This is a genomic window from Frateuria sp. GZRR33 (genome assembly GCF_051900425.1).
GTDB lineage: Bacteria > Pseudomonadota > Gammaproteobacteria > Xanthomonadales > Rhodanobacteraceae > Frateuria_A.
In genome coordinates this window covers 314081-333617 of record NZ_JBHZGK010000001.1, presented here as the reverse complement: position 1 = coordinate 333617, position 19537 = coordinate 314081, and the positions used below count along the sequence as shown (strand labels likewise).

The window sequence follows — 19537 nt, the reverse complement described above, 5'->3', positions numbered from 1 at the left end:
CGGTCGCGCACGGGTTTGCTCCTGCAGGGGCTTCTCAGCCGCCCTGCCCCAGGCGCGCCAGCAAGGCCCGGCGCAACTGCTCCTGCTGCGCGTCGTCCAGCGGTGCGTCATGACGGTCGGTGAGCTGGAAGAAATCCTCCACGCGCTCACCGAAGGTGGCGATGCGCGCGTCGTGTACGCGCACTTGCGCCTCGACCATCGCCTGCGCCACCGCAGCCAGCAGGCCGGGGCGGTCCGTGCACACCAGCGCCAGCTGGGTGCGGCCGCCGGCGGCATGGAAGCCGATCCGCGGCGTCATCTGGAAATGCTTGAGCTGGCGCGAGGCACTGCGTCGCGCCGGGTGTACCGGCACGGTCTGCGCCAGCGCGCGAGCCAGGCGCTGCTGGAGTTCGTCGGCGCGCGCCGGGGTGGCCGGTTGCTCCGTGTCGGTGTCCAGCAGCAGGAATGTGTCCTGCGCCATGCCGTTCGGCGAAACCAGCACGCGCGCCTCCAGCACCGACAGGCGCAGGCGATCGAGCATCGCGGTCACGGTGGCGAACAGGCCGTCGCGGTCGGGGGTGTAGACGAACAGTTCGGTGGTGCCGCGCACCGACAGCGGATGCACCGCGATCAGCGGCAGCACGCCGTCGGCTCGCAGGATCGCGGCGGTCTGCCAGGCGATCTGCTCGGGCCGGTGGCGCAGGAAGCTCGCCTGCGGGAAGCCGGCCCACACGCGCCCGACGGTGGCCGTGTCGAAGCCGTCCGCCTGCAGCAACGGCAGCGCGTACTCCTGGCATTCGCGCACGCGGGTGGCGGCGTCGCGGGGCAGTTCCACGTCGCTGCGCAGGGCGTAACGCGTGGCGCTGTAGAGGTCGGCCAGCAGGCGGTCCTTCCAGCCGTTCCACAGCCTGGGGCTGGTGCCGATGATGTCGGCGATGGTGAGCAGGTAGAGCTGGCCGAGCTGTTCGCGGTTTTCCACTACCTGCGCAAAGCGCGCGACCACGTCCGGGTCGGTGATGTCCTGGCGCTGCGCGGTGACGCTCATCAGCAGGTGGTGGCGCACCAGCCAGGCCACGCGCTCGACGTCGTTGGGCGGCAGCCCGAGCTTCGTGCAGAACGCCCGCGCCTCCTCCTCGCCCAACAGCGAATGGTCGCCGCCGCGGCCTTTGGCGATGTCGTGGAACAGCGCCGCGAGCAGCAGCACCTCGGGCGTGGGCAACGTCGGCCAGATCTCCCGCGCGAGCGGGAATTCGGCCTGCGCGGCCGGGTCGGCAAAACGCGCGACATTGTGCAGCACGCGCAGCGTGTGTTCGTCGACCGTGTAGACGTGGAACAGGTCGTACTGCATGCGCCCGAACACGCGGCCGAACGCGGGCAGGATCGCGGCGAGCAGGCCGTGGCGGTTCATCCGCCACAAGGCGTCCACCGAGCGGGCGCCCTGGCGCAGCAGGCGCAGGAACGCGGCAAGTACCTCCCTATCATCGGCCAGCGCGCCGTCGAGCTGCGCAGTGGCCTGATGGATGCGCCGCATGGTGTCGGCGGTGAAGCCGACGATGCCGGGCTCGTCCAGGCGCGCGAAGAAGGCCTCCACCAGCGCAGCGGGGCGGCGCAGGAACACGTCCGGGTCGCGCGCGGCCAGCCTCGAGCCGTAGCGCAGAAAGTCCTCGCCCACCGGCGCCGCCGTCTCGGCCGGTTCGAGCATTTCCTCGAAGCGTTCGACGATCTGCACGCCCAGCCGTTCGATCTGGCTCGCGGCGCGGTAGTAGCCCTGCATGAACTGCTCCACGCCCAGGTTGGTGGCGTGCTCGTCGACGAAGCCCAGTCGCGCGGCGAGCGCACGCTGGTAGTCGAACAGCAGCCGCTCCTCGGCGCGTCCGGCTTCCAGGTGCAGCGCGTAGCGGTAGCGGCGCAGGGTCGCTTCGGACTGCTCCAGGGTGGCGCACTCGGCAGGATCGAGCAGGCCCTCGCCGACCATCGCCTCGAAACCGTCGGCATGCGCCAGGCGCTTGCCGAGCCAGCGCAGCGCATCGAGCGTGCGCAGGCCGCCGGGGCCTTCCTTGATGTTGGGTTCGAGGTTGTAGGCGGTGTCGTCGTAGCGCGCGTGGCGTGCGTCGCGCTCGGCCAGGCGCACGGCGAGATAGGCGGACGGTGGCCACAGCGCCGGGTCGTCCACGATCGCCTGCAGCTCGGCGTCCATCGCCGGGTCGCCGGCCAGCCGGCGCGCGTCGAGCAGGCTGGTGAACACGCTGGCTTCCTGCGCGGCGAGCGCGCGGCACTGCAGCGGATCGCGCACGGCGTGGCCGACCTTCAGGCCGACGTCCCACAGCGTGGCGAAGCATTGCTCCAGCGCGCGCAGGCGGGCCGGTTGCGCCTCCCGCACGAGCGCCAGCAGGTCGACGTCCGAATGGGGGAACAAGAGGCCGCGGCCGAAGCCGCCGACGGCGAACAGCGCCGCGCCGTCGACCTCGCCCAGGCAGGCGGTCCAGACGTGGGCGACCACGCGCGCGACCGCCTCGCCGCGGCGCCGGGCGAGCGCGCCGGCGTCGACACCGTCGCGGAAGGCGGCGGTCAGCGCGCGGTCGACGTCTTCAAGCAGCTGGCGCAGGGCGCGACGGGCTTCCACCGAGACGCCCGAGCGCGGCACGGCCGGGGGTAGGCGGGGAAGTGCAGGAAGGGTGGGTGGAATGGTCACCCGGGAAGCTTAACGGCCAGCGGTGGATGAGGCATGGTCGCGAGGCTTCCCCCATCCGCCCTTCGGGCACCTTCCCCCGCGGGCGAGGGAAGGATCACGTGACGCGCACCGGGCTATCGGGCCTTGCTGTGCGGGCGAGGCGAGGCCCCACCTGCCGCACACCCACCTATCGAGCCTTGCCCCGTTCACGGGGGAAGGCGCAGACAGGCGGATGGGGGCCGCCTTGCCTCAGGCATCCGGCCACGGCGTCAGGATCTCGAAGCCGTCGTCGGTCACCGCCACGGTGTGCTCCCACTGTGCGGAGAGCGAGTGGTCCTTGGTGACCACCGTCCAGCCGTCCGGCAGCTGCCGGGTCTGCGGCTTGCCGGCGTTGATCATCGGCTCGACGGTGAAGGTCATACCCTTCTTCAGCTCCACGCCGGTGTCGGGCTTGCCGTAGTGCAGCACCTGCGGCTCGTCGTGGTAGACCTTGCCGATGCCGTGCCCGCAGTATTCGCGCACCACCGAGAAACCGGCCGCCTCGGCGTGCTTCTGGATCGCGTGGCCGATGTCGCCCAGGTGGGCACCGGGGCGCACCTGCTCGATGCCCCGCATCATCGCTTCGTGGGTGGTCTCGACCAGACGCTTTGCCAATACCGACGGCGTGCCGACGAAGTACATGCGGCTGGTATCGCCGTGCCAGCCGTCCTTGATGACGGTGACGTCCAGATTGATGATGTCGCCGTCCTTCAGGACCTTGCCCGGCGTCGGGATGCCGTGGCAGATCACGTGGTTGACCGAGGTGCACAGCGTCTTGGGAAAGCCGTTGTAGCCCACGTTGGCCGGCACCGCCTTCTGCACGTTGACGATGTGCTCGTAGGCGATCCGGTCCAGGTCCTCGGTGGTGACGCCTGGCTTGACGTGCTCCTTGAGCAGCGCCAGCACTTCGGCCGCCAGCTTGCCGGCGACGCGCATGCCTTCGAGATCCTGGGGAGATTTGAGGGTAATGGCCATGGAATCCGCTTTGGAGGGGGCGGCAGCGCCGGGGGCCGGCTGCTTGCCGCGAAGCCGGCGCACCGGCTACAATTGCACGGTTTTGCAAGCCGTTGAAGTCCTTACGAGAAGGTCCACGGCGCAAGACGAAACGGGATTGTAGCGCCCACGCGGTGCCAAGCCCAACCAACGCCACACACGTATCGGCACCGTCTTCGGGGTGCCGCGGCCCGTCTTTCAAGGCGGCCGTGGTCGAAGCCGGGGATGCGTGGAGGTCCCAACCCCCGGGTCGCTTGCTTGGCGGCCCAACAATCGAGAACACCACCATGGCACAAGTCACCATGCGCCAGATGCTTGAAGCTGGCGTGCATTTCGGTCACCAGACCCGCTACTGGAACCCGAAGATGGCCCCGTACATCTTCGGCGCGCGCGGCAAGATCCACATCATCAACCTCGAGAAGACCCTGCCGCTGTTCACCGACGCGATGAACTTCCTGTCGGGCCTGGCGCAGAAGCGCGGCACCATCCTGTTCGTCGGCACCAAGCGCTCGGCCCGCGAGCCGCTGGCCGAAGAGGCCGCCCGCGCCGGCATGCCGTTCGTCACCGCCCGCTGGCTGGGTGGCATGCTGACCAACTTCCGCACCGTCAAGCAGTCGGTGGCCCGCCTGAAGGAGCTGGAAGCGGCCGAGACCGACGGCACCTTCGACAAGCTGGTCAAGCACGAAGTGCTCTCGCTGCGCCGCGAGCGCGACAAGCTCGAGAATTCGCTCGGCGGCATCAAGAACATGAACCGCCTCCCCGACGCGCTGTTCGTGGTCGACATCGGCCACGAGGACATCGCCGTGCAGGAAGCGAAGAAGCTCGGCATCCCGGTGATCGCCGTCGTTGACACCAACTACAACCCGGAACTGGTGGACTACGCCATCCCGGGCAACGACGACGCGATCCGCGCGATCCAGCTGTACGCCCGTGCCGCCGCCGACGCGATCCTGGAAGGCAAGGCTGCCGCCCCGGACGCCGCCCACGGCGACGCCAACGAGTTCGTCGAGCTGGACGAAGAAGGCAACCCGGTCGCCAAGGACGAGCGCAAGGCCGCCCCGGCCCGTCGCGAGCGCGACAACCGTGGCCCGGCCAAGAAGGGCGCCGGCGCGCCGCGTCGCGACGGCGGCCGCGGCCGTGGCGGTCGCGAATCGACCGAAACCGTCGAGTAAGCCTTTCACGCTGCCGTGGCGGCCCGGCCGCCACGGCACACCAAGATTCGAGGATTCAAGATGAGCAATATCTCCGCACAACTGGTCAAGGAGCTGCGCGAGCGCTCCGGCGCCGGCATGATGGAATGCAAGAAGGCGCTGGTCGAAAACAACGGTGACATCGACGTCGCCATGGAATGGCTGCGCAAGTCGGGCCTGGCCAAGGCCGACAAGAAGGCCAGCCGCGTCGCCGCCGAAGGCCGCGTGGTCACTGCCCAGGACAACGGCAAGGCCGTGCTGGTCGAGGTCAACTGCGAGACCGACTTCGTCACCAAGAACCCCGACTTCGTGAAGTTCAGTGACACCGTCGCCGACGTCGCGCTGAAGTCCGGCGCCGCCGACGTGGCCGCGCTGAACGGTGCTGCCTACCCGGGTGCCGGCAGCGTGGAAGAGGCCGCCAAGGGCCTGGTCGCGACCATCGGCGAGAAGATCGAAGTGCGCCGCATGGCGCGCGTCGAGACCACCGACGGCAAGATCGGCAGCTACGTCCACGGCGTCCGCATCGGCGTGCTGGTGGCGATCAAGGGCGGCTCCGAGGAGCTGGCCAAGGGCGTGGCGATGCACGTGGCGGCGATGAACCCGCCGTACGTGCGCGCCGATGACGTCCCGGCCGATTTCATCGCCAAGGAAAAAGAAATCGCGCTGAGCCAGATGTCGGACAAGGACAAGGCCAAGCCGGCCGAGATCCTGGAGAAGATCATCTCCGGCAAGATCAACAAGATCGTCTCGGAAGTGACCCTGCTGGGCCAGGCCTACGTGCTGGACACCAACATGACCGTGGGCGACGCGCTGAAGAAGGAAGGCGCGGACGTGCAGCAGGTCGTGCGCCTGGCCGTCGGCGAAGGCATCGAGAAGGTGGAAGAGGATTTCCACGCCGAAGTGATGAAGCAGGCGGGTCTGGCCTAAGCGCCATCTGCATCGCTGAAGAAGGCCGCGGGCAACCGCGGCCTTTTTTGTTCTTCACCCGACCAAGCGGCGCCCGTGCAGGCGCGACCGCGCGTTGCAGGCTGACCGGCATGGTGCGGCCTGCGGTCGCGCACATGGTGCGCTCCGACGGGGTTCTCGGGGCTCAGGTGTCCCGCAATGCGAGGCTCGCCTCTGGCGAACTCGCGGTCACGGGCATTCGCCCTTTCCGCCCATCGTGACCGCCGCGCCCCTCAGCCCCGCGGCTGCAACAGGTCCCAGCGGTTGCCGTAGAGATCCTCGAACACCACGACGGTGGCGTACGCCTCCTCGCGTGGTTCTTCACAAAAGCGAACGCCCTTGGCGCGCATCGCCTGATAGCTGGCGTGGAAGTCGGCCGTGTGCAAAAACAGGAAAACACGTCCGCCCGACTGATTGCCCACCGCCTGCAACTGCTGCGGATTGGCAGCCTTCGCCAGCAGCAGACGCGTTTCGAGCGATCCCGGCGGCGCCACGATGACCCAGCGCTTGCCTGCGCCTTGCGGCGAGTCCTCGATCAGCGTGAAGCCGAGGGAACCGGTGTAGTACGCGATGGCTTCGTCGTAGTCGCGTACAAGCAAGGCGATCGCGCCGAGGTGCATGGGAACTCCAGAGGTTGGCGGTTCTGCAGCATGAACGATTCGTCCCGTTCGCGCGCCCTGCGCCTGACGTCGTACCGCCGCGCGGCTACAATATGCCGGTTTACCCACAATCCGGAGACCCCATGAGCGACCAGCCCAAGTACCGCCGCATCCTGCTCAAGCTCTCCGGTGAAGCATTGATGGGCGAGGCGGACTACGGCATCGACCCGAAGGTGATCGGCCGGCTGGCCAACGAGATCATCGAGGTGCGCAAGGCCGGCGTGGAAGTGGGCGTGGTGATCGGCGGCGGCAACATCTTCCGCGGCGCAGGCCTGGCGGCGGCCGGCATGGACCGGGTGACCGGAGACCACATGGGCATGCTCGCCACCGTGATGAACGCGCTGGCGATGGCCGACGCGATCGAGAAGCGCGGCGGCTATGCGCGCGTGATGAGCGCGATCCAGATCCACGACGTGGCCGAGGACTTCATCCGCCGCCGCGCCATCCGCCACATCGAGAAGGGCCGCATCGCGCTGTTCGCGGCGGGCACCGGCAACCCGTTCTTCACTACCGATTCGGCCGCCGCGCTGCGGGCGGTGGAGATCGGCGCCGACCTGCTGCTCAAGGCCACCAAGGTCGATGGCGTGTACACCGCCGATCCCGCACGCGACGCCAGCGCCACGCGCTACGAACAGCTGACCTACGACGAGGTCATCCAGCGCAACCTGCAGGTAATGGATACCGCCGCGATCGCCCTGTGCCGCGACCACGGCATGCCGCTGCGGATCTATGACATGACCGTGCCGGGGAACCTCATGCGTATCATGCAGGGCGCCCAGGTCGGCACGCTCGTCACCGCCAGCTGATCTTCCGACGAGCGCCCGCGGGCGCGACCGGCAAGGTCGGCCATCCCGTGCGGATGAGCATGGCGGTCGCGCACAGGTGCGCGCCTGCAAGGAGTTCACGGGCCGGGCCGTCGACATGTGCACGCTGCTATACTTTCCAGCTTCACGCAACGCCGGGTGACCCCCATGCTCAACGACATCAAGACCGATGCCCAGACCCGCATGGGCAAGAGCATCGACGCGCTCAAGCACGACCTGACCCGCCTGCGCACCGGCCGTGCCAGCACCGCGCTGGTCGACCACATCAAGGTGCCCTACTACGGCTCGGACATGCCGCTGAACCAGGTCGCCTCGGTGTCGCTGGCCGACGCCCGCTCGATCCAGATCTCGCCGTTCGAGAAGAGCATGGTGGCGCCGATCGAGAAGGCGATCATGGCCTCGGACATCGGCGTCACGCCGACCACCGCCGGCACCGTGATCCGCCTGAACATGCCGCCGCTGACCGAGGAGCGCCGCAAGGAGCTGGCCAAGCACGTGTCGCACGAGGGCGAGAACGCCAAGATCGCCATCCGCAACATCCGCCGCGATGCCATGCAGAAGGTCAAGGACCTGCTCAAGGACAAGCAGATCAGCGAGGACGACGAGCGCCGCGCCGACGACGAGATCCAGAAGCTGACCGACCGCTTCGTCAAGGAAGTCGATGCCGTGGTCAAGGCCAAGGAAGACGAGCTGATGGCCATTTGAGCGGCTCCGCTCATCGCCATGAACACTCCGCACGCCTCTCGCACTGCTCCCTCTGCCCCGTCTTTTGTGAGAGCAGGGGGAGAGGGCCGGGGTGAGGGGCCGCTCTTGCGGGAAGCTCTCTCCGGAGTTGGCGCACGCAGCCTTCCCCGCGAGCCCCAGCCCCTCATCCGACCCTTCGGGCCACCTTCTCCCCGGAGGGGAGAAGGATCCAGCCGCGCGCACCCATGACCATCCCCCGCCACATCGCCATCGTGATGGACGGCAACGGCCGTTGGGCGAAGGCGCGACTGCGCCCGCGCAGCTTCGGCCACAACGCCGGCCGCAAGGCCGTACGCGAGGTCGTCGAAGGCTGCCTGCGCCAGGGCGTGGAGGCATTGACCCTGTTCGCCTTCTCCAGCGAGAACTGGCGCCGTCCGGATGAGGAAGTCGGTGCGCTGATGGAACTGTTCCTGCGCGCGCTGGACAAGGAAGTGGACGAACTGCACGAGCAGGGCGTGCGCCTGCGCTTCATCGGGGACCTCACCGCCTTCAACGCCGAACTGCGCAAGCGCATGGAGCTGGCGATGGCGCGAACCGCGGACAACCTCAAGCTCGCGCTCAACGTGGCGGTCAACTACGGCGGCCGCTGGGACATCGTGCATGCCGCACGCCAGGCGGCGATCGCGGTCGCACAGGGCGAGCTGCGCCTGGAGGACCTCGACGAGGCGCGCCTGGGCGGCTATACGTCGCTGGCCGAGTTGCCTCCGCTGGACCTGTTCATCCGTACCGGCGGCGAGGTGCGCGTCAGCAACTTCCTGCTCTGGCAGCTCGCCTACGCCGAGCTCTACTTCACCGACACCTTGTGGCCGGATTTCGACCAGGCCTGCCTGGCCCGCGCCATCGAGGACTTTGCCCGCCGCGAACGCCGTTACGGCAAGACCGGCGAGCAGGTCGCCCGATCCGTATGATCGGTCGATAACCCAAGGATCCTCGATGCTGCTCCAACGCACCCTCACCGCCCTGCTGCTCGCGCCCCTGGCGATCCTGGTGATCCTGCTGCCGCCGGGTTGGACTTGGCTGTTCGCCCTCGTGGTGATGGCGGCATTCCTTGCCGGGCTGTGGGAGTGGACGCGCCTGTCCGGGCTGCGCAACCGGCCGGCGCGTGCGCTGCTGCTGGGGGTGGCGCTGGTGGTGTTCGCGCTGTTGTGGTGGCTACGCGACTGGATCACGTGGCCGGCACTGGTCGCGGGGACTGCCTGGTGGGCGCTGGCCTGCGTGTGGCTGAAAAACTTTGCCTTCGCCGCCGCACCGACCGCGGAAAACCGCAATCTGAAGCTTGCCGCCGGCGCGCTGGTGGCCTTTCCGGCATTCGTGGGGCTGCAGACGATCCACGCCAGTGAGCCCAATGGCCACTGGTGGACGCTGCTGACGCTGTTCCTCGTGTGGGCGGCCGACATCGGCGCTTATTTCAGCGGCCGCTTCCTGGGCAAGCGCAAGCTCGCCCCCAACATCAGTCCGGGCAAGACCTGGGCTGGCGCGTATGGCGCGCTGGTTGCCGGTGCGCTGGTGGCGGTCGTCGGCGGCATGCTGCTCGGGGTGCAGGGCTGGCGCCTGCTGGCGCTGGCGTTGCTGGCGGTGCTCACCGTGGCGGCCTCGATCGTCGGCGACCTGGTCGAAAGCCTCATGAAGCGCCACGCCCAGGTGAAGGATTCCGGCCGCATGTTCCCCGGCCACGGTGGCCTGCTCGACCGCATGGATAGCGTGTTCGCTGCGGTTCCGGTTTTCGCCCTGGGCAAGTTGCTGCTCGGCCTATGAGCAACGTCGTAGCCCGCCGGGTCGCCGTGCTGGGCGCCACCGGCTCGATCGGTGGCAGCACGCTCGACGTGATCGCCCGCCACCCGGAGCGCTTCCGCGCCACCGTGCTGGTAGCAAACCGCAACGTCGAGGCGCTCGTGGCGCTCTGCGTGGCGCACCGGCCGGAGCTGGCGATCGTGGCCGATCCGGCCATGGAGGGCGCCCTGGCTCGCCAGCTCGCCGCCGCCGGCGTGCAGTGCGAGGTGGCCAGCGGTGCCGCAGCGATCGCCGCGGCGGCGGCCGGGCCACTGTGCGATACGGTGGTCGCCGCGATCGTCGGCGCCGCCGGGCTGGAGTCGACGCTGGCCGCCGCATGTGCCGGCAAGCGCCTGCTGCTGGCCAACAAGGAATCGATCGTGATGGCCGGGCCGCTGCTGCTGGCCGCGCTGCGCGAAGGCGGCGGCGAGCTGGTGCCGGTCGACTCCGAACACAACGCGATCTTCCAGTGCTTGCCGGGCGGTCGGCCGGAGCTCGATGCGCACGGGGTACGCCGGTTGATCCTGACCGCGTCGGGTGGTCCGTTCCGCGGCCGCAGTCGTGCCGAGCTCGCCAGCGTTACGCCGGATCAGGCCTGCAAACACCCCAACTGGGTGATGGGCCGCAAGATCTCGGTCGATTCGGCCACCCTGATGAACAAGGGCCTGGAAGTGATCGAGGCGCACCACCTGTTCGGTGCCGCGCCCGGGCGCATCGACGTGGTGGTGCACCCGCAGAGCATGATCCATTCCATGGTCGAGTACGCCGACGGCTCGGTGCTCGCCCAACTGGGCAATCCGGACATGCGCACGGCGATCGCCCATGCGCTGGCCTGGCCCGAGCGGATCGAGGCGGGCGTGGCACCGCTGGATTTGGCCGCCTGCGCCCCGCTCGCCTTCGAGAAGCCGGACCTGGAAACCTTCCGCTGCCTGGCGCTGGCCTTTGCCGCCCTGCGCGAGGGTGGCGACGCCCCCGCGGTCCTCAACGCCGCCAACGAGGTCGCGGTGGAGGCTTTCCTGGCCGGCGCGCTGCCGTTCCTGTCGATCGCCGACCTGGTCGAGGGGGTGCTTGCGGAACTGCCGGCCCAGCCCGTGGTCGATGTCCAGACGCTGCGCGAACGCGACGCGCAGGCACGTTCAGTGGCGCGGCGCAAGTTGCGCACGGCTTGCTGATAAGCTCGGACTCGAGAAGAAATCCCCAGGTTTTTCCAGATGAATCCCTTCTTCGGCTCGGTGTTCTGGTTGCTGGTCACGCTCGGCGTGCTGGTGACCTTCCATGAGTTCGGCCATTACTGGGTCGCGCGCCGCTGCGGGGTCAAGGTGCTGCGCTTCTCGGTCGGCTTCGGCCGCGCCGTGTGGAAGCGCATCGGCCGCGACGGCACCGAGTACCAGGTCGCGATGATCCCGCTGGGCGGCTACGTCAAGATGCTCGATGCGCGCGAGGGCGACGTGGACCCGGCGCTGCGCGATGTGGAGTTCACCAGCAAGAGCGTGTGGAAGCGCATCGCCATCGTCATCGCCGGCCCGGGTTTCAACCTGATCTTCGCGGTGGCGGCACTGTGGCTGATGTTCATGCTGGGCCGGCCGGACGCCGCGCCGGTGGTGACCGCCACGCCCGGCAGCATGGCCGCGACCGCGGGCATCCAGCCGGGTGACCGCCTGCTGCGCGTGGACGGCGAGCCAGTGGCCACCATGAGCGACGCGATGGACGACATCGCCACCGCCCTGCTCGGCCGCGAACCGCTGCCCCTGGTGGTCAAGGGCCGTGACGGCAGCCAGCGCGACGTCGTGCTGCCGCTGCAGGAACTGGTGCCCGGCCGCAGCATCGACAAGTACTTCGACAAACTGGGCCTGAAGCTGGCGCCGCCGGCGGCGGTCGCCGCCACGGTGATCCCGGGCCAGCCTGCCGCGCAGGCGGGCATGCGACCGGGCGACGTGCTGCTTGCCGTCAACGGCAAGCCGGTGGCCGATTTCGAGGCGTTCGCCAAGGCAATCCGCGAGGCAGCCACGCAGTCGCCCAGGCTGGATGTGACCGTGCGTCGCGGCCCGCAGACCCTGCACCTGCCGGTGATCGCCCGCTACGAATCGCTCCAGGGCGAGCCCGCGCGCTGGTCGGTCGGCATCGGCGCGCTACCCGGCGAAAGCGCGATGCGGCGCTACGGCCCGGTCAAGGCATTGGGCGCAGCGCTCAATTCCACCTGGGACAGCACCCGCCAGACGTTCACCATGATCGCCAAGATGGTCAGCGGCGAGGCTTCGACCAAGAACCTGTCCGGCGTGATCGGCATCGCCCAGGTCGCCAACCAGTCGGCGCAAATGGGCCTGCCCTGGTTCCTCAACTTCCTTGCGCTGGTCTCGCTCAGCCTGGCCATCCTCAACCTGCTCCCGATCCCCGTCTTGGACGGCGGTCACCTGCTGTATTACCTTATCGAGTTGGTCAAAGGCAGCCCGGTGAGCGAGCGGACCCAGGTGATCGGCCAGTACATCGGCCTGGTTCTGCTGTTCACGCTGATGGGGCTGGCGTTCTACAACGACATACACCGCACCCTGCTCTCGTGACGCGCGCGCTCTTCCCCGCGGCCATCGGCCACGTCGTGGCAGTGACGCCCGCCACGGCGCACGGGTGCATTCCGGGACGGGGTCTGGCCCTTTCCCTTCAGACCATGCTGGAACGGCCTCGCGGCCGGCCGTCGGAATAACCCACCGGAATCGACGATGAAGCGTATCGCCGCCCTGCTACTGCTTGCCTCCCTCTCCGCCAACGTCCTGGCGTTCGAGCCGTTCGTCGTTTCCGACATCCGTATCGATGGCCTCAACCGCATCTCCGCCGGCACGGTCTACAACTACCTGCCGGTCAACAAGGGCGACCGCCTGACCGACGAAGAGGCCGCCCGCGCCATCCGCGCCCTCTACGACACCAAGTTCTTCAGCGACGTCGAGCTCTCCCGCGAGGGCAGCATCCTGGTGATCAAGGTGGTCGAGCGGCCCTCGATCGCCAAGCTCACCCTGCGCGGCAACAAGGACATCAAGGAAGAAGACCTGCGCAAGGGCCTGAAGGAGATCGGCCTGTCCGAGGGCGAGACCTTCGACCGGCTCTCGCTGGACCGCGTGCAGCAGGAACTGATCCGCCAGTACTACAACCGCGGCAAGTACAACGTCTCGGTCGACCCGCACGTGACCCGGCTTGACCGCAACCGCGTGGCGATCGACATCGAGATCCGCGAGGGCAAGGCCGCGCGCATCAAGCAGCTCAACATCGTCGGCAATACCGCCTACACCGACAAGGACATCCGCGAGGACTTCGAGTCGGACACCTCCAACTGGATGTCCTGGTACTCCAAGGACGACCAGTACTCGCGCGAGAAGCTCTCCGGCGACCTGGAGAAGCTGCAGTCCTACTACATGGACCGCGGCTACGCGGACTTCGGCGTCGACTCCACCCAGGTCACCATCGCGCCGGACAAGCGCGCGATGTACATCGCCGCCAGCATCAAGGAAGGGGAGGTCTATACCGTCTCGGACGTGCACCTGCTCGGCGAGCTGATCCTGCCCGAAGACGTGCTTCGCAAGCTGGTCTTCGTCAAGAAGGGCGACACCTTCAACCGCGCCCGGGTCGAGGCGACCTCCGACGCGATCAAGGGCATCCTGGCCAACATCGGCTATGCCTATGCCAAGGTCACCCCGGTGCCCAAGCTCGACAAGGACAAGCGCACCGTCGACATGACCTTCTTCATCGAACCCGGCCAGCGCGTGTACGTGCGCCGCGTGGTGTTCCAGGGCAATACCCGCACCGAGGACGACGTGCTGCGCCGCGAGATGCGCCAGCTCGAGGGCACGGTGTACTCGCAGGCCGCGGTCGACCGTTCGAAGATCCGCCTGCAGCGCCTGGGCTACTTCAAGAAGGTCGACGTCGACAAGCAGCGCGTGCCCGGCACGCAGGATGCGGTCGACGTCACCGTGAAGGTGGAAGAGCAGTCCGCCGGCAGCCTGATGTTCGGCGTGGGCTACTCGCAGTATTCGGGCATGATCCTCAACGCCTCGGTGTCGCAGAACAACTTCCTGGGCACCGGTGACAGCTTCAGCGTGGGCGCCGAGCACAGCTCCTACTACTCGCGCGTCACCGCCAGCTATTACAACCCCTACCTGACCGACAACAACGTCGGCATCGGCTACAGCGCGAGCTATTCGAAGACCGACTACGGCAACACCGACTTCGCCAACTACGAGAACAGCACCAAGGCGTTCTCCACCTACCTGGGCATCCCGATCAGCGAGACCGACGGCCTGCGCGTGGGCCTGGGCCTGTCCAGCAACAAGATCAACACCTACCCCGGCATCACCCCGCAGGTGCTGGTGGACTACCAGAACGCCATCGGCAACCGGACCGTGCATACCTGGACCGGCACGCTGGGCTGGAACCACGACACCCGCAACGGCTACTGGGCGCCCACCCGCGGCGGCCTGCTCTCGGCCAGTACCGAAGTGGCCCTGCCCGGCTCGACCGTGCAGTACTGGAAGTTCATGGGCGAGGCCAACCACTACTGGCCGGTCGGTGGCGGCTTCGTGCTGTACCTGGACGGCCAGGTCGGCTACGGCGACAGCTACGGCAACCAGACCTACAGCCGCACCTTCGGCGACTTCGACGCCGGCCAGCCGTATGACTTCCCGTTCTGGGAGAACTTCTACTCCGGCGGCGTGCGCGACGTGCGCGGCTTCCAGGACAACACCCTGGGCCCGAAGGTGTGCATCGGCGCGTCCGGCGCCTCCAGCACGCCCAACGCCAACGGCACCTGCAGCAGCGGCTACTACCAGTACGCCCAGCCGATCGGCGGCGCGTTCAAGGTGCTCGGCACGGCCCAGGTGTTCATCCCGCTGCCGTTCCTCAAGGACATCAACACCGCACGCGTGTCGGCGTTCCTCGACGTCGGCAATGCCTTCCGCAACTACCAGGCCTTCAACGCCAGCGACCTGCGCGCCTCTGCCGGTATCGCCCTGCAGTGGCAGGCGCCGATCGGTCCGCTGATCATCAACTTCGCCGTGCCGATCCGCTCCAACCCGATCGATCGCCACTACGAGGAACGCATCCAGTTCACCTTCGGCAGCCAGTTCTGACCTCAGGTAAAACGGTTCCCTGGAACGCGGCCTTCGGGCCGCGTTTTGTTTGGGCGCCCCTGCAGGGGCGCACCCCGTACGACCGCCATCCCGTCCGCTCGCACGGATGCGCTCCTGCGGGAACCACCCGCCGCCGGGAGTCGTGCCCCGCCGCGCCCTCGCCTACAATGCCCTGCCCCAAAGGAGCGCGCATGAGCGAGCACAACTACACGGTGGCCGAGCTGGCCGAGCGGTTCGGCTTCGCCTACCACGGCGACGGTGCGCGGCAGATCGGTGGCGTGGGCACGCTTGCCGTGGCGCAGCCGGACCAGCTCAGTTTTCTCTCCAACGGCAAGTACACCGCGCAGCTGAAGGCCACCCGAGCCGGCGTGGTGGTGCTGCGCGAGGAGAACGTGGCCGACTGTCCCACCGCCGCGCTCGTCGCCGCCGACCCGTACGTTGCCTACGCCAGGATCGCCGCACTGTTCGAGCGCCTGCCGACGGCGCCCCGCGGCATCCACCCGAGCGCAGTGGTCGCCACCAGCGCGAAGGTCAGCGCCAGCGCCAGCATCGGCCCGCACTGCGTGATCGAGGATGGTGCGGTGGTGGAGGATGGCGCGGTCCTCGGGCCGCACTGCATCGTCGGCCCGGACTGCACGGTGGGCGCGCAATCGCGCCTGGTCGCGCGGGTCACCCTGGTCACGCGGGTGACGCTCGGCAAGCGCGTGCTGGTGCACCCGGGCGCGGTGATCGGCTCGGACGGCTTCGGCCTCGCCTTCGAGCGCGACCACTGGGTCAAGATCCCGCAACTGGGCGGCGTGCGCATCGGCGACGACTGCGAGATCGGCGCCAACACCACGATCGACCGCGGCGCGCTGGGCGATACCGTCCTCGAGGAAGACGTGCGGCTGGACAACCAGATCCAGATCGCCCACAACGTCCGGATCGGCGCCCACACGGCCATGGCCGGCTGCGCCGCGGTCGCCGGCAGCGCCCGGATCGGCCGCTACTGCCAGATCGGCGGCAACGCCGGCGTGCTGGGCCATCTGGAGCTGGCCGACCGGGTTACCATTACCGCCAAGAGCCTGGTCACGCATTCGATCCGCGAACCGGGTGAATATTCCTCGGGCGTGCCGCTGCAGGACAACCGCCAGTGGCGCAAGAACGCCGCCCGCTTCAAGCACCTGGATGAGTACGCGCGCCGCCTGTCGGCGCTGGAGAAGGACAGTAACGATGAGTGATACCCCCGCGACGTGGGCCCTGCCGGTCAACGTGGAGCAGATCCAGCAACTGCTGCCGCACCGCTATCCCTTCCTGCTGGTCGACCGCGTGATCGAGCTGGTGCCGGACACGAGCGTGGTGGCGCTGAAGAACGTGACGATCAACGAGCATTTTTTCCTGGGCCACTTTCCCGGCCATCCGGTGATGCCGGGCGTGCTGATCGTCGAGGCGATGGCCCAGGCCGCCGGCCTGCTGACGCAGATCTCCAGCCGCCTGAAAGGCGACCAGGGCAGCCCGCTGTTCTACCTGGCCAAGGTCGACAACGCGCGCTTCAACGCACCGGTGGTGCCGGGCGACCAGCTGCGGCTGGAGGTCTCGCTCAAGCGCCTGATGCGCGGGATGGGCCTGTTCGTCGCCCGCTCGCTGGTCGAAGGCAAGGAAGTGGCCAGCTGCGAACTGATGTGCGCCGCGAGGTCCGACAAATGATCCACCCCACCGCCCAGATCGATCCCGGCGCCGTCATCGGCAGGAACGTCACCATCGGCGCCTACAGCGTGATCGGTGCGGAGGTTGAGATCGGCGAGGGTACGGTGGTCGGCCCGCACGTGGTGATCGAGGGACCGACCAGGATCGGCCGCGAGAACCGGATCAGCCAGTTCGCCTCGATCGGCGGCGCGGCGCAGGACAAGAAGTTTTCCGGCGAGCGCACCGAGCTGGTGATCGGCGACCGCAACCTGATCCGCGAGTTCGTCACCATCAACCGCGGCACCGGTGAGGGCGGCGGCATCACCCGCATCGGCGACGACAACTGGCTGCTGGCTTATGTGCATATCGCGCACGACTGCCAGGTCGGCAACCGCGTGGTGTTTTCCAACTACTCGGCGCTGGCCGGACACGTCGAGATCGGCGACTGGGTGATCGTCTCCGGCTACGCCGGCGTGCACCAGTTCTGCAAGGTGGGCGCGCACGCCTTCATCGGCATGGGCTGCCTGGTGGGCTCGGACGTGCCACCATTCGTGATGATGGCCAACGAGCAGCACGGCCGCCCGCGCGGCATCAACAGCGAGGGCCTGAAGCGACGCGGCTTCGACGCGCCGCGCATCTCGGCAATCAAGCGCGCCTACCGCACGCTGTACATGGCCGGGCTGTCGCTGCCCGAGGCGCGCGCGCAGCTGGAAACCCAGGCGCAGGACAGCGACGACGTGCGCGAGATGCTGGCGTTCCTGGATCGCAGCGAGCGTTCGCTCGCCCGCTGACACCGCGAGGTCGCGTTCGGCTCTTGCCGGGGGGACGTCGGTCTGCGCTTCCGGTGACCGCCGCAGCCTGCACCGCTACACTCCCGCTCCATGAGTTCCTCCCCCCTCATCGCCCTCATCGCCGGCGAAGATTCCGGCGACCAGCTCGGAGCCGAGCTGATCGCCGCGCTGCGCAGGCGTTATCCGCAGGCCCGCTTCGTCGGAATCGGCGGCGCACGCATGCAGCGCGAGGGCTTCGAGTCCTGGTACGACATCCGGGAACTCTCGGTGATGGGCTTCGCTGAGGTGCTGCGGCACCTGCCGCGCCTGCTGCGCCTGCGCAAGGCGCTGCTCGGACGCCTGCTCGAGGCTCGCCCGGACGTTGTGGTCGGCATCGACGCGCCGGATTTCAACCTGGCCGTGGAACGCCGCCTGCGCGAGGCCGGCCTGCGCACCGTGCATTACGTCAGCCCCTCAGTGTGGGCCTGGCGCGAGAAGCGCGCGGAGAAGATCGGCCTGAGCGCGGACCGCGTGCTGTGCCTGTTCCCGATGGAACCGCCGATCTACCAGCGCCATGGCGTTGACGCCCGCTTCGTCGGCCATCCGCTGGCCGATCGCTTCGCGCTGGTGTCCGACCGCGTGGGCGCGCGCGAGGCGCTGCAACTGCCGCAGGATGCCCCGGTCCTGGCTGTACTGCCTGGCAGCCGGCCGTCGGAAATCGAACGGCTGGGAGCGATCTTCATCGATGCGGCGCGGAACGTCAGCGCGGCCCTGCCCGGCTTGCGCATCGTGCTCCCCGCGGCCAACACGCAGGTGCATGCGCGGCTGAAGGCCCTGCTGGCCAGGGGCCCGCGCGACGAGAGCGCACCGCTGCTGATCGAGGGGCACGCGCACGAGGCCATGCTGGCCGCCGACGTGGTCCTGCTGGCCTCCGGCACCGCGACGCTGGAGGCGATGCTGGCCAAACGCCCGATGGTGGTCGGCTACCGCGTGTCGCCGTGGAGCTACCGCATCGCCCGCGCCTTCAACATGCTCAAGACCGACGTCTACGCCCTGCCCAACATCCTGGCGCGCGCCTGCGGACTGGGCCAGGACAAGCTCGTTCCGGAGCTGATGCAGGACGACTGCACCGCGCAGAACCTGGCGAAGGCCACGCTGGCGCTGTTCGCCGACAGCGAACGGCGTGGGCAGGTGGTCGCCGCGTTCGAGCAACTGCACCGCGCGCTGCGCGGCTCCGAAGAGGGTGGCGCGGGCGAGCGCGCGGCCGCCGCCGTGGCGGAGCTGCTGGAGGCTCCCCGTGCGTCCTGACGATTTGGACGAGGCCGTGGACGTGCTCCCGCTCCCCTCCGGGGAGAGGGCTGGGGTGAGGGGCCACCCTGGCGACAGCAGCTCATCGAAGCGTGCTTCGATCGAGCTTCCCGCAAGCCTTGCCCCCTCACCTCAATCCTCTCCCCGCAGGGGAGAGGAAGACGGCCAGCCCGCCCCGCAGCGCAAGACTTCTCCAAAGGCGAAGCGCCTCGTCGCGGGCGTCGACGAAGCCGGCCGCGGCCCCCTCGCGGGTCCGCTGGCAGTCGCCGCCGTAATCCTCAACCCGCGCCACAAGATCGAAGGCCTGGACGACTCCAAGAAACTCACCGAGGCCCGTCGCGAGGCGCTCTACGCACAGATCGTCCAGCGCGCGCTGGCCTGGCACGTGGTGCTGGTCGAAGTGGAGGAGATCGACCGCATCAACATCTACCAGGCGACCATGGCGGCGATGTGCCGGGCCGTGGCCGGCCTGAAGGTGACCGCCCACGAGGCGTGGGTCGACGGCAACCAGTTGCCCAAGGCGCTGCCCTGCCCCGGCAAGGCGATCGTCGGCGGCGACGGGTTGAAGCCGGCGATCAGCGCCGCGTCGATCATCGCCAAGGTCACCCGCGACCGCCTGATGTGCGCGCTGGATGCCGACCACCCTGGCTATGGGTTCGCCAGCCACAAGGGCTACTCCACACCGGAGCACCTGGCGGCGCTCAGGGAGCTTGGACCCTGCCCCCTGCATCGGCGCAGCTTCGCGCCCGTCAAGCTGCTGTCCGACCAGGGCACGCTGTTCTGATACGCATCGCGGCGGCCTTCGCCGCACAGCAGGCCCGGCTGGAAATATAGGCCACAGGTCTATGCAACTTTCCGCGCGAGTGGAG

Annotated in this window: 17 protein-coding genes; 14 read left to right on the top strand and 3 right to left on the bottom strand. The window is 68.4% G+C overall.

All coding sequences use genetic code 11. The features are described from left to right. Window positions 1-34: 34 nt before the first annotated feature. A complete protein-coding gene (gene glnD, locus ACFWZU_RS01490) occupies window positions 35-2602 on the bottom strand; it encodes a [protein-PII] uridylyltransferase (protein WP_439699636.1) in 2568 nt (855 codons plus the stop codon). 297 nt (window positions 2603-2899) lie between these two features. Continuing rightward, entirely contained in the window at window positions 2900-3664 is a 765-nt protein-coding gene (gene map / locus ACFWZU_RS01485; protein WP_209616282.1) for a type I methionyl aminopeptidase, read from the bottom strand. A gap of 305 nt (window positions 3665-3969) precedes the next feature. Between map and rpsB the strand changes: the two genes are divergently transcribed. Continuing rightward, window positions 3970-4854, top strand: coding sequence for a 30S ribosomal protein S2 (gene rpsB, locus ACFWZU_RS01480; RefSeq protein ID WP_439699635.1), 885 nt, complete (start codon window positions 3970-3972; stop codon window positions 4852-4854). Window positions 4855-4914: 60 nt separating this feature from the next. Further along, window positions 4915-5799, top strand: a complete 885-nt coding sequence (gene tsf / locus ACFWZU_RS01475) for a translation elongation factor Ts (RefSeq protein WP_439699634.1) — start codon at window positions 4915-4917, stop codon at window positions 5797-5799. 251 nt (window positions 5800-6050) lie between these two features. On the opposite strand, the gene ACFWZU_RS01470 is transcribed toward tsf, so the two are convergent. Next, on the bottom strand, window positions 6051-6437 hold the full coding sequence (locus tag ACFWZU_RS01470) for a VOC family protein (protein ID WP_439699633.1): 387 nt from the start codon (window positions 6435-6437) through the stop codon (window positions 6051-6053). Between the two features lie 122 nt (window positions 6438-6559). Here ACFWZU_RS01470 and pyrH point away from each other — a divergent pair, with 122 nt between their 5' ends. The 12 genes from pyrH to rnhB all read left to right on the top strand — a co-directional run bounded on the left by pyrH (window position 6560) and on the right by rnhB (window position 19452). Continuing rightward, on the top strand, window positions 6560-7282 hold the full coding sequence (gene pyrH, locus ACFWZU_RS01465) for a UMP kinase (RefSeq protein ID WP_439699632.1): 723 nt from the start codon (window positions 6560-6562) through the stop codon (window positions 7280-7282). 165 nt (window positions 7283-7447) lie between these two features. After that, a complete protein-coding gene (gene frr / locus ACFWZU_RS01460; protein WP_439699631.1) occupies window positions 7448-8005 on the top strand; it encodes a ribosome recycling factor in 558 nt (185 codons plus the stop codon). Window positions 8006-8229: 224 nt separating this feature from the next. Then, window positions 8230-8952: a polyprenyl diphosphate synthase gene (gene uppS / locus ACFWZU_RS01455; RefSeq protein ID WP_439699630.1), complete on the top strand. Its 723-nt coding sequence runs from the start codon at window positions 8230-8232 to the stop codon at window positions 8950-8952. Window positions 8953-8977: 25 nt separating this feature from the next. Then, entirely contained in the window at window positions 8978-9799 is an 822-nt protein-coding gene (locus ACFWZU_RS01450; protein ID WP_439699629.1) for a phosphatidate cytidylyltransferase, read from the top strand. Continuing rightward, window positions 9796-10986 carry a 1-deoxy-D-xylulose-5-phosphate reductoisomerase gene (locus ACFWZU_RS01445; protein WP_439699628.1) on the top strand — a complete coding sequence of 397 codons (1191 nt, stop codon included), beginning with the start codon at window positions 9796-9798 and terminating at the stop codon, window positions 10984-10986. The genes ACFWZU_RS01450 and ACFWZU_RS01445 overlap by 4 nt, the downstream gene beginning before the upstream one ends. A gap of 39 nt (window positions 10987-11025) precedes the next feature. Further along, a complete protein-coding gene (rseP, locus tag ACFWZU_RS01440) occupies window positions 11026-12372 on the top strand; it encodes an RIP metalloprotease RseP (RefSeq protein WP_439699627.1) in 1347 nt (448 codons plus the stop codon). Window positions 12373-12528: 156 nt separating this feature from the next. Beyond that, complete coding sequence (gene bamA, locus ACFWZU_RS01435) at window positions 12529-14925, top strand: outer membrane protein assembly factor BamA (protein WP_439699626.1); 2397 nt, start codon at window positions 12529-12531, stop codon at window positions 14923-14925. A gap of 191 nt (window positions 14926-15116) precedes the next feature. Beyond that, a complete protein-coding gene (lpxD, locus tag ACFWZU_RS01430) occupies window positions 15117-16145 on the top strand; it encodes a UDP-3-O-(3-hydroxymyristoyl)glucosamine N-acyltransferase (protein ID WP_439699625.1) in 1029 nt (342 codons plus the stop codon). Further along, window positions 16138-16611: a 3-hydroxyacyl-ACP dehydratase FabZ gene (gene fabZ, locus ACFWZU_RS01425; RefSeq protein WP_439699624.1), complete on the top strand. Its 474-nt coding sequence runs from the start codon at window positions 16138-16140 to the stop codon at window positions 16609-16611. Before lpxD ends, fabZ begins: the two co-directional genes overlap by 8 nt. Continuing rightward, window positions 16608-17381 carry an acyl-ACP--UDP-N-acetylglucosamine O-acyltransferase gene (lpxA, locus tag ACFWZU_RS01420; RefSeq protein ID WP_439699623.1) on the top strand — a complete coding sequence of 258 codons (774 nt, stop codon included), beginning with the start codon at window positions 16608-16610 and terminating at the stop codon, window positions 17379-17381. The genes fabZ and lpxA overlap by 4 nt, the downstream gene beginning before the upstream one ends. A 90-nt stretch (window positions 17382-17471) precedes the next feature. Then, window positions 17472-18668: a lipid-A-disaccharide synthase gene (lpxB, locus tag ACFWZU_RS01415; RefSeq protein WP_439699622.1), complete on the top strand. Its 1197-nt coding sequence runs from the start codon at window positions 17472-17474 to the stop codon at window positions 18666-18668. A gap of 55 nt (window positions 18669-18723) precedes the next feature. Next, entirely contained in the window at window positions 18724-19452 is a 729-nt protein-coding gene (rnhB, locus tag ACFWZU_RS01410) for a ribonuclease HII (protein WP_439699621.1), read from the top strand. Window positions 19453-19537: the final 85 nt, after the last annotated feature.